Annotated in this window: 21 protein-coding genes and 1 tRNA gene; all 22 read right to left on the bottom strand. The window is 49.5% G+C overall.

Annotated elements, in window-relative coordinates; all coding sequences use genetic code 11:
* Positions 1 to 31: 31 nt before the first annotated feature.
* The 22 genes from WMO65_RS16720 to WMO65_RS16615 all read right to left on the bottom strand — a co-directional run bounded on the left by WMO65_RS16720 (position 32) and on the right by WMO65_RS16615 (position 25,608).
* Positions 32 to 895 carry a sensor histidine kinase gene (locus WMO65_RS16720; RefSeq protein WP_033143342.1) on the bottom strand — a complete coding sequence of 288 codons (864 nt, stop codon included), beginning with the start codon at positions 893 to 895 and terminating at the stop codon, positions 32 to 34.
* Positions 896 to 899: 4 nt separating this feature from the next.
* Entirely contained in the window at positions 900 to 1,586 is a 687-nt protein-coding gene (locus WMO65_RS16715; protein ID WP_148391816.1) for a response regulator transcription factor, read from the bottom strand.
* Positions 1,587 to 1,696: 110 nt separating this feature from the next.
* Positions 1,697 to 2,662: a cell wall hydrolase gene (locus WMO65_RS16710; RefSeq protein WP_349064522.1), complete on the bottom strand. Its 966-nt coding sequence runs from the start codon at positions 2,660 to 2,662 to the stop codon at positions 1,697 to 1,699.
* 241 nt (positions 2,663 to 2,903) lie between these two features.
* Positions 2,904 to 3,707, bottom strand: a complete 804-nt coding sequence (locus WMO65_RS16705) for a TrmH family RNA methyltransferase (protein ID WP_033143332.1) — start codon at positions 3,705 to 3,707, stop codon at positions 2,904 to 2,906.
* Positions 3,708 to 3,717: 10 nt separating this feature from the next.
* Complete coding sequence (locus WMO65_RS16700; RefSeq protein WP_103731894.1) at positions 3,718 to 4,383, bottom strand: potassium channel family protein; 666 nt, start codon at positions 4,381 to 4,383, stop codon at positions 3,718 to 3,720.
* Positions 4,384 to 4,395: 12 nt separating this feature from the next.
* Entirely contained in the window at positions 4,396 to 5,793 is a 1,398-nt protein-coding gene (locus WMO65_RS16695; RefSeq protein ID WP_148391814.1) for a TrkH family potassium uptake protein, read from the bottom strand.
* Positions 5,794 to 5,835: 42 nt separating this feature from the next.
* Positions 5,836 to 6,834: a 6-phosphofructokinase gene (gene pfkA / locus WMO65_RS16690; RefSeq protein WP_033143329.1), complete on the bottom strand. Its 999-nt coding sequence runs from the start codon at positions 6,832 to 6,834 to the stop codon at positions 5,836 to 5,838.
* 95 nt (positions 6,835 to 6,929) lie between these two features.
* Positions 6,930 to 10,412, bottom strand: coding sequence for a DNA polymerase III subunit alpha (locus WMO65_RS16685; protein ID WP_148391813.1), 3,483 nt, complete (start codon positions 10,410 to 10,412; stop codon positions 6,930 to 6,932).
* A gap of 37 nt (positions 10,413 to 10,449) precedes the next feature.
* The gene (locus WMO65_RS16680; RefSeq protein WP_033143327.1) at positions 10,450 to 11,049 is read right to left on the bottom strand and encodes a class I SAM-dependent DNA methyltransferase; all 600 of its coding nucleotides are present in this window, start codon (positions 11,047 to 11,049) and stop codon (positions 10,450 to 10,452) included.
* Between the two features lie 92 nt (positions 11,050 to 11,141).
* Positions 11,142 to 11,978 (bottom strand): CvfB family protein, encoded by an 837-nt coding sequence (locus WMO65_RS16675; RefSeq protein ID WP_148391812.1) that lies wholly within the window; start codon positions 11,976 to 11,978, stop codon positions 11,142 to 11,144.
* Positions 11,969 to 12,691, bottom strand: a complete 723-nt coding sequence (locus WMO65_RS16670; protein ID WP_033143325.1) for an acyl-[acyl-carrier-protein] thioesterase — start codon at positions 12,689 to 12,691, stop codon at positions 11,969 to 11,971. Before WMO65_RS16670 ends, WMO65_RS16675 begins: the two co-directional genes overlap by 10 nt.
* Before the next feature lie 82 nt (positions 12,692 to 12,773).
* Positions 12,774 to 12,845, bottom strand: a tRNA-Gln gene (locus WMO65_RS16665).
* A gap of 162 nt (positions 12,846 to 13,007) precedes the next feature.
* Entirely contained in the window at positions 13,008 to 14,357 is a 1,350-nt protein-coding gene (locus WMO65_RS16660) for a glucose-6-phosphate isomerase (RefSeq protein ID WP_148391811.1), read from the bottom strand.
* 28 nt (positions 14,358 to 14,385) lie between these two features.
* A complete protein-coding gene (locus tag WMO65_RS16655; protein ID WP_103732480.1) occupies positions 14,386 to 15,351 on the bottom strand; it encodes a D-2-hydroxyacid dehydrogenase in 966 nt (321 codons plus the stop codon).
* Between the two features lie 105 nt (positions 15,352 to 15,456).
* Positions 15,457 to 16,740 carry a TRAP transporter large permease gene (locus WMO65_RS16650; RefSeq protein ID WP_225305228.1) on the bottom strand — a complete coding sequence of 428 codons (1,284 nt, stop codon included), beginning with the start codon at positions 16,738 to 16,740 and terminating at the stop codon, positions 15,457 to 15,459.
* Between the two features lie 6 nt (positions 16,741 to 16,746).
* Positions 16,747 to 17,286, bottom strand: a complete 540-nt coding sequence (locus WMO65_RS16645) for a TRAP transporter small permease (protein WP_033144058.1) — start codon at positions 17,284 to 17,286, stop codon at positions 16,747 to 16,749.
* 21 nt (positions 17,287 to 17,307) lie between these two features.
* Positions 17,308 to 18,351 carry a DctP family TRAP transporter solute-binding subunit gene (locus WMO65_RS16640; protein ID WP_033144057.1) on the bottom strand — a complete coding sequence of 348 codons (1,044 nt, stop codon included), beginning with the start codon at positions 18,349 to 18,351 and terminating at the stop codon, positions 17,308 to 17,310.
* 18 nt (positions 18,352 to 18,369) lie between these two features.
* Positions 18,370 to 19,908, bottom strand: coding sequence for a xylulokinase (locus tag WMO65_RS16635; RefSeq protein ID WP_033144056.1), 1,539 nt, complete (start codon positions 19,906 to 19,908; stop codon positions 18,370 to 18,372).
* Between the two features lie 34 nt (positions 19,909 to 19,942).
* The gene (locus WMO65_RS16630; protein WP_033144055.1) at positions 19,943 to 20,785 is read right to left on the bottom strand and encodes a class I fructose-bisphosphate aldolase; all 843 of its coding nucleotides are present in this window, start codon (positions 20,783 to 20,785) and stop codon (positions 19,943 to 19,945) included.
* Between the two features lie 71 nt (positions 20,786 to 20,856).
* A complete protein-coding gene (locus tag WMO65_RS16625) occupies positions 20,857 to 21,894 on the bottom strand; it encodes a zinc-dependent dehydrogenase (RefSeq protein ID WP_033144054.1) in 1,038 nt (345 codons plus the stop codon).
* A gap of 376 nt (positions 21,895 to 22,270) precedes the next feature.
* Positions 22,271 to 23,119: a MurR/RpiR family transcriptional regulator gene (locus WMO65_RS16620; RefSeq protein WP_033144053.1), complete on the bottom strand. Its 849-nt coding sequence runs from the start codon at positions 23,117 to 23,119 to the stop codon at positions 22,271 to 22,273.
* A 122-nt stretch (positions 23,120 to 23,241) separates the two neighbouring features.
* Entirely contained in the window at positions 23,242 to 25,608 is a 2,367-nt protein-coding gene (locus tag WMO65_RS16615; RefSeq protein ID WP_148391810.1) for a PAS domain-containing hybrid sensor histidine kinase/response regulator, read from the bottom strand.
* Positions 25,609 to 25,643: the final 35 nt, after the last annotated feature.

Raw genomic sequence — 25,643 nt, 5'->3', positions numbered from 1 at the left:
TCCCGGGCATTTTTAATTCTCATAAAATCTGTTATATCCTGCCGCGCTTAAGGTAAAGAAAAAACTCCGATCCTTTCCCCTGCGTGGATTTCACCTTAATATACCCGTTCTGTTTTCTCAATATTTCCCTGGTAAGATAAAGCCCGATTCCTACCCCGTCCTCCTGCTGTACTGACTCAGCTCTGTAAAACCGCCGGAAGATTCCGGCTGTGTCCTCCTCCGCGATCCCGATACCTTCATCTCTCACAGAGACAGCAGTATACAGCTCATATTCTGTCACTGAGAGCGTGATCTTACCTCCCGGCCGGGAATATTTCACCGCATTGTCCAGCACATTGTAAAGCGCCTCCTTTGTCCACTTGAAATCATAAAATGCTGTGATGTTATCCACACAGTTGTTGATAACCTGTATCTGTTTCTTCTCCGCCTTTGGCGCCACATCCGCAATACATTCCTCCAGAAGCTTTCCCAGGTCCTGTTCCTTTGGCCGGACCTCCAGAATATTGCTCTCAAGTCTGGACATCTTCGTCAGGGACTGTATGAGGAAATCCAGCTTTTCCGCCTGTCTTGCTATCTCCTCAGCCATCCGGATCTCCTGCTGCCTTTCCGGTGTATCCTCCTCCCGGCAAAGCCGTTCTCTCAGCAGCTCTGTATAGAGCCTGATATTGGCAACCGGCGTTTTGGTCTGATGGGAAATGTCGGATACCAGGCTTTTCACATTCTCCTTCTCCCTCTCCAGGTGCTCTCTTGACAGCGCGGAAGTGCTCAAAAACCGCTTCCACTTTGTCTCCACCCTGGAAAGCTCCGACTCATCGTAGTCGGATTCCCGGAAACTGCCTGAGAGGGCTGCGTCCAGCATCTCCTCCACTTTTCTCGTCTTTCTGATCCTCAGCATGGACTTACTCACCTGCCCTTTCACGTCTCCACACATATCCCTGCCCATACACGGTCTGTATATAGGTAATGCCTTCCCTCTTGTCCTCCAGCTTGCCCCGCAGTCTGTTAATCGTGACAGAGAGGGCATTCTCATCCACATACTCCGCGCCGTCCGTCCAGAGCCTGTCCACAAGCACGGAACGGGTCAGAACCCTGCCCTCATTCTCCAGAAAAAGTCTGAGCAGTCTCTGTTCATTTTTGCTGAGTGATATTTCCTGCCCTCTCTTTTCAAAAATGAGGCCACCGAAATCCAAGATAAAACCATCAAACTCAAAACGCTCCGGCCTCGCTTTTTGCTGCCTGCGGAGCAGTACCCGGATCCTCGCACGAAGAACAGCCAGGCTGAAGGGTTTTGTCATATAATCATCCGCTCCCAGGCTCAGTCCCATAACTTCGTCCATCTCCATATCATTGGCAGTAAGCATGAGTACAGGGGTATCTGCCCGGCTGCGGACCCATTTCAGGTAATCATATCCGTTCCCGTCCGGCAGGTTGATGTCCAGAATGATCAGATCCGGACTCTGCTCCCTGTAAACTTTCTCCGCGGATTTTACACCTGTGCACTGTACAAACTCCGTCCCCTGTTCCCCAAGCGCCAGGACGATTCCGTCACTTAATGCCCTGTCATCCTCTACTATCTGAATCAGCATATTTTCCTCTCCTTTGCACTTCATTCTAATACACATTAACCTGCAGGACAATGTTTCTCATAAAAAAAGAACGGAACAGGTTCTCCCCGTTCCGCTCTTGCTCGAATATTTTAGTAAAATGTCTGATTTCCAATAGTCAGACCGCTTCCGCCTCCTGCGTGGAAGAAAAGACGGTCTCCGATCGTATTTGCTCCTGCGAAGACATCCTGAGCGGCCGCATAACATGCCTCACTTGCTCCCCGTGAGAGTACGTTTGACAGTTTGCCCGTCCAAGTCGGTTCAAACTGGCCGCTCTGGTAGATGACTTCTGATAATGTATTTGGAAACTCCCCGCTTCTGATGCGGTTCATGATGACAGCACCGACGCCGACCTTTCCTTCATAAGATTCACCGCCTGCTTCACATTCAATGATCGCTGCCATCAGGTCAAGATCTGATGTTGAGACGGATACTTCCTGGGCTGCTGCCTGTGCGTTGTCCGCCTCTGTCTCCTCTGCTGCCTGTCCCTGCTCCGGCTGTTCCGCCTCGGCAGATGCCTGTACGGCCCGGGCTGCTGCCTCTGCTGCCGCTTCTGCCTCTGCATCCACAGTCACGGCCTCCACAGAGATATCACCTGCTCCATACATAGCTTCATATAAATTCCTGGCTTCGTCACCGGAAACCACCAAATCTTCTCGGATATATCCATTGACTTCCCCGGAAGTCACCTGCAGCCATCCCTCATCATTTCCGACTACAGTTGCCACAGCTCCGGAGGGAAGTCTGCCGATACACTGGCTGCTCACATCTGCCCCTTCACGGATATTGGCATATGTAAGAACATTTGCCGCGACTTTATCGCTCCAGCTGTCATCCTGTGTATCCTCAGTCTGTACTTCCTCATTCTCCTGCATATCTGCATCCTGTCCGTCCTCTGTATCCTGGACGTCAGTCTCTGTCTGTTCTGCTTCCTGCATCACTTCTATATTCTGATTATCTTCCGTAACGTCTGCTGCCATTGCCGGAACCACCATCATAACTGTCATAACACCTGCAGTTCCCATACAGCATAAAATACGTCGCATTCTTTCTTTCATAAAAAAGGGCCTCCTATCAGTCCATTTGTTTTTATTTGTTACAAATTTATTAATTTTTGTTACGAACATATTGTATCAAGATTACATTTTATTGTCAAGCGGGTAATTTTTGTAACAAATTGTAGATATTTACAGAAAGCGAATCGTTTTTTGCAGCATTTGAACGATATATTGCTTGTACTGAAAAATGTACATGGCATCACAACAAAAAAAGGTTCTGTAAAAACGGATATCTCCGCCTTTACAGAACCTTTCTTCTCTGTCTTGATGTCTCATACATGAGTATCCCGGCAGCCATAGCTGCATTCAGGGATTCTACCTGTCCCTGCATGGGGATTTTAATGAGGCAGTCAGCCTGACCGGACAATTCATCAGACAATCCGTTTCCCTCATTTCCTATAAAGAAGGCTGTCTTTCCCCTGAAATCCTCCTGGTCGTAAAAATGTTCCCCCCGCAGATGGGCCGCATATGTCCGCACACCCTGCTTTTTCAGTTCCGGCAGGATATCCGATATGCTGTCCACTGTCAGCACAGGCATACGGTACACGGAACCCATAGTGGAGCGAATCACTTTGGGGTTATATAAATCCACACAGTTCTTATTCAAGATAACACCGGAGACACCTGCGCCTTCCCCTGTGCGCAGGATTGTCCCCAGATTGCCCGGGTCCTGCAGATCTTCCAATATCATGAGCAGAGGCTGCCGCGCCTCCAGCATGGCGGAAAGAGGGGTATCCACCTGTCTGACCAGACAGAGAATCCCCTGGGGCGTCACCGTATCGGAAAGGGAGCGGAACACCTTGTCATCCACTTCCTCCATGTCCGGACTTTCACTCCCGAAACCTTTTTCTTCCAGAACTGCCCGGTTGTCCCCGGATTCCAGAAAGGATGTGGATGCATATACCTTTTCGATCCTATCCTTTGGCGCCTCTCGGAACATTTTCATACCTTCCACCACAAAAAGCCCGCTTTCCCGGCGGGCTTTGGCTTTTTTCATAAGCTGCTGTATGTGTTTTATCTGTGCGTTTGACATGCTTGTAATCATATGGAATACCTCAATCCTGATAATTGGTCTCGCTGAGCCTGGAAAGAATCTCATTCTTGCCTACGATTCCGAGAGTCTGTCCTGCTCTGAGCGGTTCCTGTGGATTCATCTCAATAGTGACGTTCTCCCCTTCCTTGATGGCGATCACGTTGATTCCGTAACGCCCGCGCAGGTCCAGTTCGATCAGGCTTTTGCCCACCCAGGTATCCGGCACGTGCATTTCCACCATGCTCACCTCATCCGACAGCTCAAAGAAGTCCTTGAATCTTCCGGAAATAAAATTCTTGGCAACCCGCACACCTGTATTGTATTCCGGAAAGATCACCTCATCCGCGCCGATTTTCTTCAGAATATGCCCGTGGAGCACGCCGTTTGCCTTGACCAGGACATAGGATACCCCGGCTTCCTTTGCGTACAATGTGGCTATAATGCTGGCTTCCATGTGGTCGGAAATACCGATGACTGCCACATCCACATTGGAAAAGTCCAGAGACTCCATCACCCCCGGCTCCGTTACATCTGCACACAGGGGGTAGGAGGCATAGGGGGCAATCGCCTGCACCTTCTCATTGTCTCCGTCCACTGCCAGAACCTCATATCCGGATTTTGCCAGTGTCTCCGCCACAGCGTAGCCGAATTTTCCCAGACCGATGACTGCAAATGTTTTTTTCTTCATATCCTCATTCTCCTAGCCGATAAATATTTTCTGGTCCGGCAGATGCATACCCGAAGGTTTCTTCTCGCCGTGAATGGTAAGTGCTGTCGCCAGAGTTGTGGGGCCGATACGCCCGATATACATAGTCAGTATGATGATGAGCTTGCCTGCCGCAGGAAGAAGAGGGGTCAGCCCTCTGGAAAGCCCCACGGTAGCGCCCGCTGAAGTCACTTCGTACATAATATTGATCAGATACGCGCCTTCCTCCATCCCCTCCGTGGCGATCGCCAGCCCGATAGTGGATGTAAGCACAACAGCCAGCCCCAGCATAAGCACCACCCAGGCTGTCCTGATGTTGTTCTCCGGGATTCTCCTGTTGAATACTTCAGTATCCTCCTTACCCTTGAAAAAGGAAGATCCGGTCAGAAGCAGAGCTGCCATGGTGGTAGTCTTCACACCGCCGGCTGTACCCAGAGGGGAGCCGCCTATGAACATGAGGATCATACAGACCATAGCGGATGCCTCCTGAAGATTTTCCTGGGGAATCGTAAAGAAGCCCGCTGTCCTGCAGGTCACGGACTGGAAGACCGCAGCCATGCATTTTTCCCAGAAGGGCATATTACCCAGAGTTCCCGGATTTCTGTACTCCAGGATCAGGATCAGGAACGCACCGCCGAAGATCAGGATGACCGTAGCAGTGACCGCTATTTTCGTGTTCAGCTCCAAAGCCCTCACCGCCTGCCGGAAGCCCATCTCCCTGCGAAACAGCCGTTTTGCGCATTTTATCAAATCCCACCAGACCAGGTAGCCGATGCCGCCCAGTACAATGAGAGCCATAGTTGTAATATTCACCAGAGGGCTGCCCGCATAATTTGCAAGGCTGTTGTCACCGATGATATCCATACCCGCATTACAGAACGCGGACACAGAGTTGAACAGTGAGATCTGCAGTCCCCTCTGTATGCCGAACTCGGGAACAAACTGAAAGGAATAGAAGACCATTCCCACACCTTCCACCAGAAGCGTTCCCAGTACGATCTTACGCACAAGAGCGATCAGTCCCTTCAGGGTATCCAGATTGTAGGATTCCTGGATCAGCCGCCTGTTGCGGATGCTCACACGCTTTCCCATTGCCAGAACCACCAGGGTCCCGCAGGTTATGACACCGAAACCTCCAAGCTGGATCAGGAACAGGATGACCACATGCCCGAACCCGGACCACGCTGCGTAAGTGGACTCTGTCACCAGTCCTGTCACGCAGATAGAAGTCGTGGACGTAAAAAGGGCATCGATGAACTTAATCTGATGCCCCGGTGCCCACGCGATGGGAAGGGAAAGCAGCAGTGCTCCCAGAAAGATAATGGCTGCAAATCCCAACGCGATGATTTGTGCAGTTTTAAATTTTGTCTTTCTAACATGCATCTTTCTCATATACACACCTTAACTCCTGTCCCATATGCGGCAGGAAAAAATTTATACGTTCTTGCTGTAATTGTGTGACAGAGAATAGCTGATCTCAAACTGATAATCCGGAATGGTTTTCTTCATAGCCAGTGCCTCGTTGATGTCAAAATCCACATACTCGCCATTCTTGTAACCGATAACTCTCTTGGTCTTGCCTTCCAGCAGGACATCCACCGCTTTCGCGCCCATGATGGATGCATATACACGGTCCTTACATGTAGGGCTTCCGCCTCGCTGCATGTGTCCCAGTATGGTGGCCCTTGTCTCAATGCCTGTGGCAGCCTCGATACGCTTTGCCATTGCCTCAGAATGTCCGATACCCTCGGCATTGATAATAATATGATGCTTCTTGCCTTTTTTACGATTATCAATAATATTATTTATAATCTGCTGTTCGTCATAGTCATATTTTTCAGGAAGAAGAACATCCTCGGCGCCATTGGCAATACCACACCACAGTGCCAGATATCCGGCATTTCTTCCCATAACTTCGATAATGCTGACACGCTCATGTGAGGTGGAGGTATCACGCACTTTGTCGATGGCTTCCATAGCTGTATTCACAGCGGTATCAAAACCGATCGTATATTCCGTACATGCAATATCCAGGTCGATGGTTCCCGGAACACCTACAGCATTGATTCCCAGATTGGCCAGCTTCTGCGCACCGGCAAAGGAACCGTCACCACCGATCACGACAAGGCCGTCAATTCCGTGCTTTCTGCACACTTCAGCACCGCGTCTCTGTCCTTCCTCTGTACGGAATTCTGCGCAGCGTGCCGTATAAAGAATCGTACCGCCTCTCTGGATGGTATCGGAAACGTCCACGGCTGTCAAATCAATTATCTCTTCGTTTAATAATCCGTTGTATCCCTTTAAAACACCTTTCATGTTAATACCGCGGCTCAGGCCTCGTCTTACAACTGCACGGATGGCAGCATTCATACCCGGGGCATCCCCGCCGCTGGTTAAAACACCGATTGTCTTGATTTCTTTATTCGCAGCCATTTTTCTCCTCCATTACTGTATTTTCATGATTCCCTCTTGACCTCTAATCTTAAACTGTTCAGCAATCTGAATAGTTACCTCTAATCTTCCTTATTTTAATGCATTTTGGTAAGTTTTTCAATACTCTTTTCCACAACTTTTACGTTGTCAGAGCCGTACTTTTCGTACAGTTTGCCAAGAAGTTCTCCATTTATCTTTACATTCCTGGACGGGCCGAGCCGTTTTACAGCCTTGGGAGAGCGGATATATACCACCACAGAGTCCCTTCCGTCCGAGTCATTCAACAGCCTGTAAAATTCTTCCTCACCTGACAGAAAATCCTCTTTTGTGGCAAACTGCACCCACAGTTCACTGGGTACATCGTCAAAGGAACGTATATTTTCACAGATCAGTTTGCTGGCCTTTTCATCCTCCGCCGACACTCTTCCCTGGATAAATACTTTGTCGTCCACCTCCATGAGCTGGGCATTCTTCTCATAATCCCTTGGGAAAACAACAATCTCCACGGTTCCCACAAGATCCTCCACTGTGAGGAAAGCCATTACCTTGTTGGTCTTGGTATATTTGATGGTCTTGCCTGTGATCATGCCGCCCACAGTGACCTTGGAATTATCCATGACCCTGGGCATTCCGGTCTCATCATCAGGCAGGAAATCCGTGGTTACTGCAGTGATGTTGTTTCTCCACCTCTGTTCATATTCTTCCAGAGGATGACCGCTGATATACACACCCAGCACTTCTTTTTCAAATGCCAGTTTTGCTTCCTTGGGATACTCCTCCACATTCGGCATACGGATCTCGTAAGCTTCCTTTTCCTCCTCGGAGACCAGGTCAAAAAGGCTCATCTGCCCGGTCATGGCAGTTTTTTTCTCCTGGTTCACCGCATCCAGTATCTGTACATAGACCATCATCTTCTGGCGTCGGTTGCCGGGAATACCGTCAAATGCACCTGCCTTGATGAAGTTTTCTATGGTCCGCTTATTTATGTCACGCCCGGACATGCGCTCTATGAAATCCCGGAGTGTTTTAAACTCTCCCCGCAGGTTTCTCTCCTCCACAAGTCCCTCAATGACAGGTCTTCCGATGCTCTTAATGGCGGAAAGGCCGTAACGTATGGAACCTCCGTCCACAGAAAAGGAACTTTCTCCCTTGTTGATATCAGGGGGGAGAATGTCGATTCCCATCCTTCTGCTGGAGAGGATATATTCAGACACCTTGGATGGATTATCGATCACAGATGTCATGAGGGCTGCCATAAATTCCACGGGATAGTAATATTTTAAAAACGCGGTCTGGTAGGCCACAACCGCATAGGCTGCCGCATGGGATTTGTTGAAAGCGTATTTTGCAAAGTCTATCATTTCGTCATAGATCTTGTTAGCCACCTGTTCGCTGATCCCCCGGTTGACGCAGCCGGGAACCCCTTCGTCCTCGTTGCCGTAGACAAAGTTCTGACGCTCCTTCTCCATGACGGATGCTTTCTTCTTACTCATGGCGCGGCGCACCATATCACTTCTTCCCAGGGTATAGCCGCCCAGGCTCCGCACGATCTGCATAACCTGCTCCTGGTATACAATACAGCCGTAGGTGGCATCCAGAATAGGCTCCAGCTCCGGACAGTCGTATGTGATGCTCCCGGGATTGTTCTTTCCTCTGATATACTGGGGGATAAAATCCATGGGGCCGGGACGGTATAGGGAGATTCCCGCAATGACATCCTCCAGATTACCGGGCTTTAACTCCTTCATAAAGCTTGTCATCCCGCCGCTCTCAAGCTGGAACACGCCTTCCGTCTTACCGGCTCCCAGCATGGCATACACTTTCTTGTCATCATAGTCTATGTGGTCCATATCCAAATCCACACCCTTGTCACGCGCCACCAGTTTTGCCGCATTCTGGATAACCGTCAGGGTACGCAGGCCCAGAAAGTCCATCTTCAGAAGACCCAGCTCCTCCAGCGTGGTCATGGTAAACTGCGTCACCAGGGAACCATCGGATGCCCTGGAGAGGGGGACATACTCCACTACGGGCTTCTGGCTGATCACCACGCCCGCCGCGTGCATGGAGGTATGTCTCGGAAGCCCCTCCAGCCTCTTGCTCATGTCAATGAGCTTTTTCACCGTCTCATCCGCCTCATAGAGACCCCTCAGCTCAGGATTCATCTTCATGGCCTTGTCAATGGTGATGTTCAGCTCTGTGGGGATCATCTTGGCGATAGCATCACACTGGGCATAGGGCAGGTCCATAACACGGCCCACATCCCGGATGACACCTCTGGCAGCCATGGTACCGAAGGTGACAATCTGCACCACCCGGTCCTTGCCGTACTTCTCCACCACATAGTCGATGACCTCCTGCCTCCGCTCGAAGCAGAAGTCCACGTCAATATCAGGCATGGACACACGTTCCGGATTCAGGAAACGCTCAAAGAGCAGATTGTATTTGATAGGGTCCAGCTTGGTGATTCCCAGAGTGTATGACACAAGGCTTCCTGCAGCGGAACCACGCCCCGGTCCCACAATGATATCGTGGTCCCTGGCATACCGGATAAAATCCCATACGATCAGGAAATAATCCACATATCCCATATTCTTAATAACATTAAGCTCATAGTTCAGACGCTCTTCCAGCTCTTCCATATTGCCGCTGTACCTCTCGGCAAGCCCGTCAAAACACAGCTTGTTCAGGTATTCCCAGGCTGTATAGCCCTCCGGGACATCAAATTTCGGCAGCTTTGTCACGCCGAATTCTATCTCCACATTACAGCGCTTGGCTATCTTGTGGGTATTCTCCAGAGCCTCCGGTGCATAGGGAAACAGGGCTGCCATCTCCTCCACGGATTTCACGTAATACTGGCCGCCCTCATAGCGCATTCTGTCCTCGTCCTGAAGCCTTTTGCCGGTCTGCACGCACAGGAGAATGTCATGGGCCTCCGCGTCTGTGCTGTAGGTATAGTGGATATCATTGGTAGCCACCAGTTCAATTCCCGTCTCCCTGCTCATACGCACAAGCTGCTGATTCACTCTGTGCTGCTCCGGTATACCGTGGTCCTGCAGTTCCAGGAAAAAATTCCCCTTTCCGAAAATCTCTTCATATCGCAGAGCCGCTTTTTTGGACTCCTCATAAAAACCTTTTGTGATATCTCTTGCAACTTCTCCTGCAAGACAAGCGCTTAATGCAATAATTCCTTCATGGTATTTTTCCAGAATCTCCAGGTCTACACGTGGTTTGTAATAAAAACCGTCCACGAAACCCGTGGATACAATTTTCATCAGATTCTGGTAGCCCTCCTGGTTTTCAGCTAAAAGTACCAGGTGATAGTAACGGTCCTCTTCTCTGCCAATCTCCTTGTCAAACCGGGAACCGGGCGCCACATAGACTTCACATCCCAGAATAGGCTTGATTCCTGCAGCTTTTGCCGCCCTATAAAAATCTATGCAGCCAAACATGACACCGTGGTCCGTTATGGCTGCACTATCCATTCCCAGTTCTTTTACTCTGGCTACATATTCATTTATTTTATTAGAACCGTCCAACAGGCTGTACTCTGTATGTACATGTAAATGGGTAAATTCCACTGTTGTTCTCCTCTGTTTTACTGTTCCTGTATGGTGTCTATTCTTCTTTATTTTTTACTTTCCGAAGCAGCACATTGTACCACCTGTTATTGTGATCCTCGCCGCGGGCATCGCTGGTCTTCCAGATGTCCAGCACTTTGATATTCGGAATCGAATCCAGAAGGTCATCCAGGGAATCCCTGCTGTAATCGTAGTAATAACGACCGTTGTATCTGCCGTTCCTGTCGCCTTTGCGCACAGAAAAATACAGAACACCGTCATCCTTCAGTGCATTGAGAATCTTCTGCATCACTTCCTGGATCTTGTCCGGCGGGAAATGCCCCAATACGGCACACGCCCAGATACCATGAAATACATCGTCAAACTCCATGTCTTCCACGCGCAGATGCAGGATATCCCGGCCCGTATGAATCTCTGCCAGCTCACACATTCTGGCGGAGCCGTCCATTGCGGTTACGCTGAATCCTTCGTCTTCGAGAAACAAGGTGTCTCTTCCCGACCCACAGCCCAAATCAAGAACCTCTGCATTCTCAGGCAGCAGGTCCATAAAACGCTGAAGCTGCTCCTCCATGCTCAGTTCTACAGTTTCTTCATAATAAGGTACCGCGTATCGGTCATAATAATCTATCGAGTCCACTTATTTTCCTCCTTCTGGACAAGTACAAAAAAGAATTTGATAAATTGATTTACGGTACAAGTATATCATACCTTTTCCTATTCGTGAAGCATCTAACGTATATAAATTTTATGGTTTTTCAGTTCTATTTTCTCTTCTTTGAGCAAATGCCCCACAGCGCGTTTGAACGCATTCTTGCTCAGGCCGAACTCACGCTTTATGATTTCCGGTGAAGCCTTGTCATCAAAGGGCAGAACACCTTCAAACTCCCTGATGATCTCATACACGCTCTCGGCATCTTCATGGAGCTGGATATGGGCCTTCTGCTTTGCGCTCAAATTCAGCTTGCCGTCTTCCCTGACCTGAGTGACACGCAGTGTCAGCTCCTCGCCCACCTTATAATTGCCCTGGGCCTCCTGTTTTGGAATCAGGCCGGAATACTGCCCGTCCACTGCCACAAATACGCCGAAGTTGTCACTGTGCTCATACACCACACCTGTCACAGTATCTCCTATAATGTAGGGAGAATTTGTCTTGAGGTAGTGATACACTTTCATGGTAGCGCACAGACGGCTGCTCTTGTCTATATAGAGGGATACCAGCACTTCCTCCCCCTCATGCACCTTCTTTGTCTGTTCTTTATATGGAAGGAACAGGTCTTTTTCCAGTCCCCAGTCCAGGAATGCTCCGATCTTCGTCACCTGGGCAACTTTCAAAAATCCCACCTGGTCCATCATCAGTGCCGGAGTCCTGGTGGTTGCGATCAGACGGTCAGAGGAATCCTTATAGAGGAATACCTCCATCTGGTCCCCTTCCTTCGTCCCCTCCGGCACCTCTTTGCCGGGAAGGAGCACTCTGTCCGTTTCCCCTGCGTCCGGTCTGTCTCCCAGATACACACCGAAATCCACAGCCTTCACAACAACCAGTTTCTGTTTTCTGCCTAATTCCATTCTTTTTTCTCCTTTAATTCCACAACCGCATAGGGTTCGCCGTTCTCACTGCAGAGAGCCACGGTACATACCCCCTGCTCCTGCTTCACTTTTGGTACTATGATATCTCCCAGCACTGCCTGTCCCTTGTACTCCGCCCGCATCTGGTGCACACAGAATCCGGCAGGCACGTATTCCTCTGCCATAGCCACGTACTGTCCGTTGTTTACATGGTGATTGGTATCCAGATGGTGGGGACGCACGGGAAAGCTCTCATACTCTGCCGTGTCCACAGGCATTTTGATCTTCCTGGGCGCATATTCCATGGGATATTTCTCTTCCAGTGTATAGGCCTCGATCTGCTGCTCTGATACATTTGCCGGCATACCGGTCTCCAGATCCAGATATGTCCACAGAGAGTTGGCATAGGCAACCGTTGCCCCGCTCTCATCCTCCATGGTAAAATTCCTGCTTCCCAGAAAACGCTTAAACGCATAGGGCCAGGTAGTTATTTTTATTTTCTCGCAGAGCTTTGGATACCGGTCCACAACGATCTGCCAGGAGGAAAGGACCCATACCCGGTTCTTCTCCTGCAGATAATCAATCCCCACACCTGTATGTTCCGAATGAAAGGTACTGCAGTCCTGGAAATAATTGATGACGGAATTCAGGGTCAGATTCCTGTCCTCCCCAATCTCACTGTAGCGGACATAACTTTCAAAAGAGTATTTCATTTTTTCTGCCTCCCGGGTATATAACAATTATTCCTGTATACCAAAATATCCCAGACACTTAGTCTGGGATATTGATTCTTAGCTGGGCTACAAGGATTCGAACCTTGAAATGACGGAGTCAGAGTCCGTTGCCTTACCATTTGGCGATAGCCCATTGTTTTGCAACAAAATGAATTATAAAGGATAACTCAAAAAAAATCAAGTCCTTTTTTTAATTTTTTTAAAAAAATTTTTTTCACTGTCCCGAAAGGCCCAAATACCGCATTTTCCGGCCTGGTTTCTTCCGGGACAAACAGAATACAAACAACTTTTAAGTCTACAGTCTTTCCATTAACTCCGCATGCTTTTCCTCATATCCCGGCTTTCCCAGCAGAGCGAACATGTTGCTCTTATAACTCTCAACGCCCGGCTGGTTAAAGGGATTCACTCCCAGCAGATAACCGCTGACGCCGCAGGCAAATTCAAAGAAATAGAATAACTGCCCCAGACAGAACTCATTCTGTTCCGGTATATTTACCCGAAGGTTTGGCACATTGCCGTCGGTATGAGCCAGCGCCGTGCCGTTCATTGCGCTTTTATTGATGAAGTCAACGGTTTTTCCCGCCAGATAATTGAGGCCGTCAAGATCTGCCGCTTCTTCTTTGATGACCAGTTCCTCCCTGGGTTTCTCCACATTGAGGACTGTCTCGAACATGATTCTGGATCCGTCCTGGATGAACTGACCCATGGAATGAAGGTCTGTGGTCAGGTCAACGGAAGCGGGCATGAGTCCTTTCTGGTCTTTGCCTTCGCTCTCCCCGTAGAGCTGCTTCCACCATTCCGACACGTAGTGCACGCTGGGTTCATAGTTTGCCAGCAGCTCTACGGATTTGCCTTTGCGCAGAAGAATATTGCGGACTGCCGCGTAAAGGAGTGCGTCGTTCTCTTCATATGGAAGATGCAGTGCGTTTTCCCGTCCAAAAGCGGCTCCTTCCATGAGCCTGTCAAAATCTGCGCCGCTGACTGCGATGGGAAGCAGGCCCACTGCGGTCAGCACGGAGAAACGGCCGCCCACATCGTCAGGCACAACAAATGTCTCATAGCCTTCCGCTTCTGCCAGACTCTTTAAAGCTCCCCGGGCCTTGTCCGTGGTGGCATAGATTCTGCCTGCAGCTTCTTTCCTGCCGTATTTCTTCTCCAGCATTTCCTTGAATACACGAAAAGCGATCGCCGGTTCCGTGGTGGTTCCTGACTTGGAGATCACGTTGACGGAAAAATCCCGGTCCCCGATCACATCGATCAGCCCTTTCAGATAGGTACTGCTGATATTGTTGCCTGCAAAATAAATCTCAGGCGTTTTTCTCAGCTCTCTGCTGATATTATTATAGAATCCATGTCTCAGAAATTCAATGGCTGCCCTGGCACCCAGGTAGGAACCGCCGATGCCGATCACCACCAGAACCTCTGAATCGGACTGGATCTTTTCAGCCGCCTTTTTGATAGCCGCGAACTCTTCCCTGTCATAATCAACAGGCAGGTTGATCCATCCCAGGAAATCGTTTCCCACGCCGTTTTTTGCTGCCAGCGCAGCTCTGGCTCTTTCGGCGGCTTCTTTCATATATTCTACTTCATGGGCACTGACAAAGCCCGCTGCCTTAGAATAGTCAAATGATACCTTATTCCCCACTGCACTTCACTCCTCTCTCCGCATTGCTTTACTTATTCACAACATTCACAGGACTGCCTTCTGCATAAGCCCTGATATTGTCAGCGGTAATGTCCATGATCCGCTGGCGGGATGCCTGGGCTGCCCAGGAAATGTGGGGTGTAATGAAGCAGTTCTTTGCCTTCAGCAGCGGATTACTGCCTTTGATCGGCTCTGTGGACACAACGTCCAGACCTGCGGCATATACTTTCCCGCTGTTAAGGGCATCCGCCAGATCCTGTTCCACTACCAGTTGTCCACGGCTGTTGTTGATGAGAATCACGCCGTCTTTCATTTTCGAGATATTTTCTTTATTGATTATGCCTTCTGTCTCCGGGAAGAGAGGACAGTGAAGGAAGATCACATCCGACCGGGCAAACAGGGTGTCTAAGTCCACATACTCTGCCAGCTTTTTCCCTGCCTCGCTCTGGTAAGCGTCGTAGGCGAGCACCTTCATATCCATTGCCTGAAGGATTTTTGCTGTTGCCTGGCCGATCCGTCCCAGTCCGATAATGCCTGCCGTCTTGCCGTAAAGCTCTATCATGGGGTAGTCCCAGTAGCACCAGTCCGCATTGCTCTCCCATCTGCCCTCAGCTACCGTCTGCGCATGATGTCCATAGTGGGAGCAGATTTCCAGAAGAAGGCCCACTGCATACTGGCCTACGATCTGTGTCCCGTAGGTCGGCACATTCACCACCGGGATTCCTTTTTCCTTTGCATAAGCGCAGTCTACCACATTGTATCCGGTAGCCAGCACGGCGATCAGTTTGATGTTCGGGCATTTCTCTATGGTCTCTCTGGTGATCGGTGTCTTATTCATAACTACCACTTCCGCGTCCCCGATCCTCTCGGCAATCAGCGGTGAGTCCACATAGGAGGTACGGTCATATACCGTAAGCTCCCCGTATTTTTCAAGAGGTTCCCAGCTTAAATCTCCCGGGTTCTCTGTATATCCGTCCAACACTACAATTTTCATAACAATTCCTCCTTGAATGTTCCCTGTCCTGTGTCCCGGCACACGTCCCTTATCACACCTGCTTGTATGCTTTCTAAGGGGCGGCGCCGTTTTCTGTCAGTGCTGTCAGCCGAATATGAGGCCCACAGGCACTGTGATGATAGATGGAAATACTATAAAGATACATAACGCAACTGCGATCAGAATAATCCACGGCACGGATGCCTTGATGATCTTCTCCAATTCAAGCCCCGTGACATTCTGCGCCGCGTAGAGACATACGCCCACCGGCGGGGTGATCAGTCCGAAGGACAGGGTGATTACCAGGAATACCACGAAGAACAGCGGAGATACACCGACTGCCTGCACTGCAGGAAGAAGGATGGGAACCAGAATGAAGATTGCCGCTGTGGCATCCATGAACATGCCCACACAGATCAGGAACAGGTAAAGCACAAACATGATGACAATACGGTTGTCGGAAATACCTGTGATCATATTCGCCACTGCGCTTGGAAGTCCGTCCAGCTCAAAGATCAGTGATGCAGGCTTTGCCGCGATGGCCACAAAGAGGATCGTTCCTGTGGAACGGGCATTTTTGCAGATAATGCGGGGGATATCTCTCCATTTCAGGTTCTTATAAACATATACGGAAACCAGTATGGTGTAGACAACAGCGATCGCTGCACCCTCTGTGGGGGTATAAAATCCTGTATATACGCCGCCCAACAGGATCACAGGTGTCAGCAGCGCGGGAATGGCGCTCACAAATGCTTTGCCCAGGCGTTTTCCCTGGAAAGGAGTACGGTCACCGATATTATGCTTTTTACAATAGAAGTAATTGTAAACCATAAAAATGAGACCGATAATGATTCCGGGGATTAGTCCTGCCAGCAGTGCCTGTCCAATGGACACATTGGCGGTTGCCGCTGCGTTGATCATCAGGATACTGGGGGGAATCACTGACGCCAGCATGGAACCCGACAGGTTGATGGCTGTGGCATAATCCTTGGGGTAGCCTTTCTTCTCCAAGGCATTGATACTCATCTTACCGATGGATGCGATGGCCGCTACAGAGGAACCGGACATACCCGCAAAAAGCATATTTACCACAACAGATACATGGCCCAGGCCTCCGAAAATCCAGCCAACCATGGACTCAGCCAGATCATAGATCTTATCCGCAACTCCGCCTTCATCCATAAGGGAACCGCACAGAATAAACAGCGGGACCGCAACCATAATAAAGCTGTTCATAGATGTAAACATGGACTGTGCCGCCATGGAAAGAGGCAGAGAAGACATTGTCACAATTGTAAACACAGATGCCGCACCAAGGGAAATCGCAATGGGAACTCCCAGGAACATCAGCAGCATGAAAACCACCAATAACGTAATACTCATTACCATCTGCTGTCACCCCTCCTTCTCTTCTGTTTCTTTATCTTTTTTGCTTTTTCCTGCAATCTCCACATTTCCGTGATATTCCATAAAGCTCTGCAGGACACCGATGATACCCAGTACACCGGCGATCGGCTGGCAAATGCCGATCAGATACATGGGAATCATAAGCGCTGTTCCCATTTCCTTCATCATGATCTGCTGCTGCACGACTTCCCATCCGTAAATGATCATGAAGCCGAAAAACAGAGTCACTATCACCGCATATAATATTTCGCTGAATTTTCTAAGCCATTTGGGTCCCTTTGCCACAAACAGGGTGACACGGGAAGATTCCGCCTGGTTAAAGCCTGCCGCCAGTGCCACGAACATCATCCACAGGAAGAGATACCTGCTGGTCTCCTCTGTCCAGGGAAAAGGATGTCCGATGACACGCCCAATGATCTGCACCAGGATCGTGAATATCATGCCCACCACCATAACGGCAAGGACTGCATTCTCCACTCCGTCGATCACATCAAAGAATCTGGACAGGGCTGTTTTCTTTCGTTCCATAAGAACACCTCCACCATTTTCTTAGTTTTTACCGCAGAATTTTGCCGTAGCGTCGAACAGCTCATCGTCATCGATCAGTTCTTTGAACTTATCGTAGCAGGACTGGGATACTTTAACGAATTCCTCACGACCTTCGTCGGAAATGTCATTGTACTCCATGCCGTTGTCAAGCAGGGTCTGCAGGGCAGTCTCATCTTCTTTTTCCATAAAATCAACATTCCACTGCTGTACTTCCTCACCGGCCTTTGTGATGGCATCCTGCTGTTTCTCGGATAAACCTTTGAAAACTTCGCTGTTGATTCCTACAAGCCATGCGTCTGCCATATGGTCTGTTCCGGAGATGTATTTCTGTACTTCATAGAACTTGTTGGAGAAGGGAACATCCACCGGATTTTCCTGTCCGTCCAGAGTATTTAACTGAAGCGCATTATAAACCTCACTGAAGTTCATGGGTGTTGTCACCGCACCGCAGGCACCAAAGAATTCCACATACAGTGCATTATTGGGTACTCTGAGGACCATACCCTTTAAATCCTCCGGTTTGCTCACAGGGTTTTTGGAATTGGTGATCTTACGGAAGGATCTGGTCCAGCTTCCCACCGTAGTGATTCCCATATCGGAAACACGGTTCATCAGTTCTTTTCCTGTGTCGCTGTTCAAATAATCCAGAAGCTGCTGCTGGTCATCAAACATATAAGGTACGGATATCACATTATAACCCGGTTCAAAGCTGGCATATACGCTGCTTGCCAGGATCAGCATCTGCAGGGAACCTGCTGAGAGCTGTTTGATACCTGCAGCGGTATCGCCGCCGTAGAGGGAACCGTTTCCGGAAACCGTGAATTCCAAAGTTCCGTCAGAATACTCACTGGCCCGGTCTGCGAATTCCTGCGCTGCCTGATATATGTAAGAGGATTCCGGGTCCGGAACAGCGATGGTGATTTTTGTCTTCTTTTCCGCTTTGCCTGAAGCATCTGTGCTTCCGGAAGCGTTTCCTCCGCATCCTGCCAGACCGGTACAGATCATTGCTGCTGTCATTATTGCTGCTAATACTCTTTTCTTCATTTTTCTTCTCCTTTTTTACTAATGTAAATTACTCCCAATCTTATATAATTCCTTAATCTGTGGATATAACTGTATATATACCTGATACCTTTTGTTGTAGATATCATCATGTGCCCGGCTGCTTCGGATAACTTTATATACTTTCTTCTCCACCTTATCAGCAGCTTCATAGACATCTTTGAAAATTCCGGCTCCCACTCCGGCAAGCAGTGCTGCGCCGATGGGGGCCATATCATTCATATCCAGAATCTTGATATCTTTTCCTGTGATATCCGCTTTGATCTGTGCCCAGGTCTCGCTCTTGGCTCCTCCTCCGATGGAGGTGAATTCCTTGATTTCCCGGCCTGTAACACGTTCGGCGATCTCTGAGAGCTGTCTCAGTCCGTATCCGCAGCCCTCCATGACCGCCCGGTTCATTTCTTTTCTGGTGGTCTGCAGGGATATGCCGAAGAAGACGCCCCTGGCGTAAGGGTCCCAGATGGGGCTTCTCTCACCAAGCATGTAGGGAAGGAATACAAGGCCGCCGCTTCCCGGCTCTGCCATGTCGGCTTCCTCATTCATGAACTGAAAGGCTGTCTTATCTGTACCTACTGCCCTGTCCACCAGGTCCTGGCAGAAATTGTCCCGGAACCATTGGTAGGAAGCGCCTGTGTGGGACAGTGCGCCCTGATAGATCCAGGTTCCCTCCACCACATGGCACCTGTTGATAAATCCCTTGTCGAATTTCGGCTGGTCCACGCAGATAGTAAGGACATTGGTGGTACCCACGGACTCACACACCTGCCCGGCTTTGGTCACGCCCGCAGCCAGAGTCGCGCAGGCTGTGTCACCGCCGCCGATAATAACCGGGGTATCTCTGGGAATTCCCATCCGGATCAGGTCGGGATGGATAAGCCCTCCCACAACGTCAGTGGAAGCGTGAAGCGGAGGCAGCTTCTCCATATCGATCCCAATCTTTTCACAGAGAACTTCGGACCACTGAAAGCCGCCTGTTGTCTCGAACAGATCCGTATAGGACGCATTGGAATAATCAATAGCAAAATTACCCGACATCCTCTGGGCCAGCAGTGTGTTTACATGACCGAAATATTTTGTTTTCTCATAAACTTCCGGCAGGTTCCGCTTGATCCACAGCATAGAGGTTCCTGACATGGCACCTGCCATGGCTGTGTTCGCCGTGATCTCAAAAAGTTTTTCGCGGCCCACGGCTTCCAGGATCATCTCCGCCTCCTCGGTGCTGCGCCTGTCTGAATATATGATGGGGTCTGTAAGCACCTCTCCGTTTTCCCCCAGGGCAGCCAGTCCGGGACACAGGCTGGAAATGCTGATTCCTGCCACCCGGGACATGTCAATGTTCTTTCCCTCCTGAAGCAGACGGATACATTTTAAATATGCTCTCCACATATCCTCTGTGTCGATCTGCGCATAATCCTGATTTGGCGTGATCAGCCGGTATGAGCTGCTGCTCATGCCCAAAACCCTGGCCTGTTCGTCTATAATCGCTACTTTGATGCTGGTGGTTCCCACATCCACCCCCAATAAGTATCTATTTCCCATTTCATACACCCGTTTCGTTCTTTATTGGTTTTTCTTAGAATTCGCTGTAGTTTTTGTCGTTTTCAAGCTGAGCTAAAAGCTCTTTTGCTTCTTTTACGCTGTATCCCTCGTGGATAATGTAACGAAGAGCAATCACAAGTGCTGTCACATCTTTGTAATCCCATACGAATCTTCCCATGGTCACGCCGCCGACACCACAGTCCATAGCGTCTCTTGTCATCTGCAGATAGTCATCCAGTGTCTTGCAGGCATCGCCGCCCTGGATAACGATACGGAAGGTGGAAGGTACGGTTGCCACTACTTTTGCCATGCTTTCCGGGTCACCTGTATAGGTTGTCTTGATGATATCCATACCCAGCTCACAGGCACTTCTCACACAGTATGCAATGTTTTCCCAGGCTGTTCTGTCTTCCGGTTTTACGCTCTCTCCCTTGGGATATACATGTCCAATCAGCGGCATTCCTTTTCTCATACATTCCTCTGAAACCCTGCCGATGGCCTCAAACTGCTCGCCCTGGAAATCTCCCAGTGTCATGCATCCCATAGATACAGCGTCAGCGCCCATGCGGATGGCTTCATCTACAGTGCCGAAGATGGTGTCTTTGGTGGGGGCTACCGGGGAATAGTTGGAGATCTTCATGAGCATTGCCACTTCGCCTGCGTGGTTCCACATGCAGTGTTCTGCGATTCCCTTTGTCAGTGTCATGGCATCCGGTCTTCCCAGAATGATCTTATCAATAGTATCCTGTACATGATGCAGTCCTGTCAGAGGTGCGATTCCCCTGGAAGTTGCATGGTCAACTGTGATTGCCATCATTTTGTTGCTCTTCGGGTTAACCAGTCTGCTCATTCTTACTTCTTTACCTAACATTGCCATAATTTTAATCTCCTTTTTTATCATAAAATATTGTAATTTTTCTGCTGCTGTTCACACACTGCTGTGTGATCCTATGGTTCAATGATCACTTTCAGGCCCTGGCCGCTTTTGCACATCTCGTAAGCCTGCTGGAAATCATCAATTTTATATGTATGTGTTGCGATCTTATCCAGATTGATCTTGCCTGACATAACCATATCCGCCGCTTCCAGATAATCAGCACGCTTATAAGCTGTACTGCCGTTGACCGTTATTTCATTATAATGGATGGTATTTACCTCTATGGTGCACTCGCCTGTTCCGGCAAAGCCTGCGAAGAGGTTTACAGTACCGCCTTTTTTACAGAGCTTCAAAGTGGAATTCACAAGTGCCGGTACGCCTATGGCCATAACGATCACATCTGCTCCCATGCCGCCGGTGGCTTCCTTGATGATCTGTTCCAGGTTCTCACTGGTGGGGTCTACCACTCTGTCTGCGCCCAGTTCAAGGGCAACCTGGCGTCTCATCTCGTTGGGTTCGCTGACGATCACCTGCTTTGCTCCGGCAATCCTGGAAAGCTGCATGTGCATCAGTCCGATCGGTCCGGCTCCTACTATCAGCACGGTATCATTGAATCCGGTACCGGCATTTTTAAGACCGCGGATACAGCAGGCCAGAGGTTCTATCAAAGCGCCTGCGGTGAAGGATACATGATCCGGAAGTTTGATGACATTGCCGCTCTTGATGGCGATCTCCGGGATCAGCACATATTCTTCAAAGCCTCCGTCAAACTCATATCCCACTGCCTTACGGTTCATACAGGCGTTTTCCCTTCCCGCCAGACAGGCCGGACAGGAGCCGCAGGGGATCACATTGGCGATGGAAACCTTGTCTCCCGCCTGGAATCCTGAAACATTCTTTCCCACCTCACTGATGACACCGCACATCTCATGGCCGATCACGGACGGATAACGGACACCTTTTGTCTTGGTTCCTGCAAGAATCCGCATATCTGTTCCGCAGATCGCGGCTTTCTTCATCTCCAGAAGTATGTCATTATCTCCGATTTGAGGCTTCGGCAGATCTGTTGGTGCGAAATCATTCGGACCGTTCAAAACAACTGCTCTCATACTTTCTCACTCCTTTTTTTATCTTGATGACATCATAGCATGTTTAAAAATAATTTTCAATAGTAATTTTATTTTTTGTAAATTATTTTCAATTTAGGACTCTATTTTTGTCTATATTGCTGTATTTTCATTGTTTTTCATCTTTGCAAAGGATTAAATAAAAATATTTTTCAAAAAGTATTCCGCTTTATTTTCACATTATTTTTGTCTTTTCTGTAATTTTTTTTCAGTTACAGCCATAAAATCCCCATCTGGCTGACCACCTGACAGCGTGCAGACCTGCGCAGTCATCCTGCTGTCCGGACCGGAGAGCCTGAACAAAAAAACCGCTGCAGATCACAACGACCTGCAGCGGCATTCGATTTGTATTACCTGTTTACAATTTATTTTCTGAAGTGGCTTTTCTGGTTTTCTGGATAGCCATGTAGGAGTTTTCATAATCTTCAAAGGCTACGATTGCTACCAATGTATCTATCATGGCCAATTGTGCGATCCTTGTACTGACAGACTCTGACTGGAATATAGTCTCCTCTGCCGAGGAATACAGAACCGTATCCGCAATTTTGGACAGAGGCGTCTTTCCCTGACTCACCAGAGCCACCGTATCCGCTCCATTCTCTCTGGCGTTCCGCAGACAATTCATTACATTGTAGTTGCTTCCGCTGTGGGAAATGCCGAAGGCAAGCTCACCCTCCTCCATAAGAGACGATACCATAAGCTGCATATCCGCATCATCATAGACAAAAGCCCTGATGCCTATCTTCATAAACTTATGCTGGGCATCCCTTCCCACCAGAAGGCTGCCGCCGCTGCCGAAGAAGATCAGCCGCTTTGCACTGCGTATCTGGTCTGCCACCTTTGTCAGCAAAGGCAGGTCAATACCCGCAAGGGTCCTGTTTAATACATTTACCTCTGAGGCAAAGATTTTCCTGCAGATGGTCTCCGGATCATCTCCCTGCTCCAGGCTGGGATTAAAGTGCTTGTCCCTGGGCAGCACATCTCTGGCTGCATTCACCTTGAAGTCCTGGTACCCTTTATATCCCACACTTTTACAGAACCTCACCACAGACGCATCACTCACGCCTGCCTCTTCCGCAAGCTCTGTTATATTATAGTTCAGCACTTCCTCATAATGCTCCAGTATATAAGATGCCAGTTTCATTTCTGTATTGGTAAGCAAGTGCATTCTCCCCAAAATTTTTTCCTTGCAGCTTCCTCCTACCACAATCCACGCTCCTCTTTGAACTATTTTTACAATTTACAAAAAAATCATATCATATTTGAAAAAAATTTTCAACACCAATTTCTTTTTACACATACGCAGATCAAAACCCTGTGTTCTTTTCTCTATGATTCCCATCCCGTAAGATCCCGTAACGTATTGATGATCTTCTCCATATCGATTGGTTTGGCAATATGGGCGTTCATGCCGGAATCCAGGGACTTCTTCACATCCTCTGAAAAGGCGTTGGCTGTCATGGCAATGATCGGGAGCCGGTCTGTATCCTCTCTCCCCAGGGTACGGATGCGGCGGGCCGCCTCGCATCCGTTCATGACCGGCATGCGGATATCCATAAGGACCGCGTGATATCTCTCCGGATTCTCCCGCACCATATCCACTGCCTCTCTTCCATTCACGGCCTGTTCCACCTGCGCTCCGGCCATACCAAGCAGCTCCCGGGCGATTTCCCGGTTCAGCTCATTGTCCTCGACCAACAGGACCTTCATATCCCTGAGGGGCGTTTTATCCAGGATATCTGTGACCTTTCTGTCTGTATCCGGCTTCTGGGAAACTGCATTCCTGTCCTGTAACTCCAGATACAGCGTCACTGTAAAACGAGTCCCTTTTCCCGGACTGCTGTGAACCTGCACATCACCCTGCATCATGCTGACAAGCCCTTTTACAATGGACATGCCAAGGCCGGTCCCCTGGATGTTCTTCACGCGCTCATCGTCGGCGCGCTCAAAGGGATCATAGACATGCTCCAGAAATCCCTCATCCATTCCGATGCCGTTATCCTCCACAATGAACTCAAATTTACCATAACCGCATATGTCAGACGCCTTCTCTCTGACGGCAATACCGATACATCCGCCGTCCGGGGTATATTTCACCGCATTTGTTATGAGATTCAGCAGAATCTGCCGGATACGGCCGGTGTCCCCCTGCACATTCCCGTGTATGATCTCATCTGTACATACGGTAAGCCTATGGCTCTTTTCCTCTGTCTCATGCCCGATTATAGTGCCGATATCACGCATCAGTTCCTGCAGGCAAATAGATTCCCGGGCAAGGATTATTTTGCCCGTCTCAATCCTGGTCATATCCAGAACTTCATTGAGAAGCTTCAGAAGATGCTCACTGGAAACACTGATCTTATCCAGGCAGTCCTGTATCTTCTCCGAATCCCCCGCATTTGCCTGGGCTATGGCGGTCATCCCCACAATGGCATTCATAGGAGTCCGGATGTCATGGGACATTCTGGCAAGGAAACTGGTTTTGGCCTCATTGGCAGTCCTGGCTGATTCGTAGGCTGTTAAAAGGGCCTGGCGGTTCTTCTCATCCTCCGCACGTCTGGCATCCACGTTCCGCATCAGCAGCAAAAAACCGCCGCCGGTATCCTGCTCTATGAGCGCTGAATAATACGAATAGTAGTGAAGCTGGTGTCTCTTATCCCACATGCGCAGTTCGCCTTCCAGCCACCTTCTGTCCCGGTAGCTCTCCTCCCGGTAGAGGCTTTCCAGGACTTCCCTGTCCTCCTCATAGACACACTTCCTAAGCTGCGCCGTATAGTCCGCAAAACTGCCGTTCCGCCTGAACTCCATACTCTTCTCCGCATAGTGGACACAGTGGTATTCCGTTCTTCCCACATCCACACTGACAGCCAGCGTGTACATTCTGGACACTGCCACCTGGGCGATCATCTGGTCATAATGCTGCTCCATCTCCGCATTCTGGTCGTCAAAGGCCATGATGACAATAGGGCTTTCCACACCGGATACGGCAAAGGGCAGAAGGAGTATCTGCCTCCAGTCACCGGATGCCACACGGTAGGTATATTCCACACGGCTCCCCTGGCCGTTCAGCCGCTCCGGCAGCCTGTTTCCTGATGCCAGCTCCAGAAAATATTTTCTGTACTCCGGAAGCACACTCCCTGAGGCATAGACGCACAGGAACTCCCGAAGGCTGGAACAGCCGCTCACGTATCTGCCGATTTCCTGGTAATCCTTTATGGTCTTGATCTTCTCTGTCTCTATATTGCACAGATAAATCCCTTTGTACCGTTCACTTAACGTCCTGATGACCGCATCGGATTCCTGCTCGGCCCTGATGGTGTCTGTGATATTCTGGTGATAACCCCGCAGCCGGATTCCCTCTTTATAGCTGTCATCCTGTACACCGCCGCAGCGGACATAGATCCTTCCCCATTTCGGATGTCTCCAGGGGTATTGTACCTCCGCACGCCTGTGGCTTATCATCTGCTCCACCACTTCCTGGACCTGCGGATAATATTCCGGCACGATCCTGTCATACCAGGCCCTGTAGCAGACCTCCGGTTCCGGCTCCTCATCCAGACCCAGCAGCCCCAGCATGGCTCTGTCTGCGTACATCCTGGGTTCTTTCCCTTCTTCTATCTCTATGATCCAGAGTCCTGTCTGCGCCTGCTGAAGGACCTCCTGAATCATTGTTATATCCCCGAAATGTTCCAGCATAACTCTATCCCCTTTTCTGAATGCTGCCCGTTCAC

Source organism: Blautia caccae, from assembly GCF_040095955.1.
In the GTDB taxonomy this organism is placed as follows: Bacteria; Bacillota; Clostridia; order Lachnospirales; family Lachnospiraceae; genus Blautia; species Blautia celeris.
Note: the sequence above shows the minus strand (reverse complement) of the source record. Positions and strands in the feature narration are given on the sequence as shown.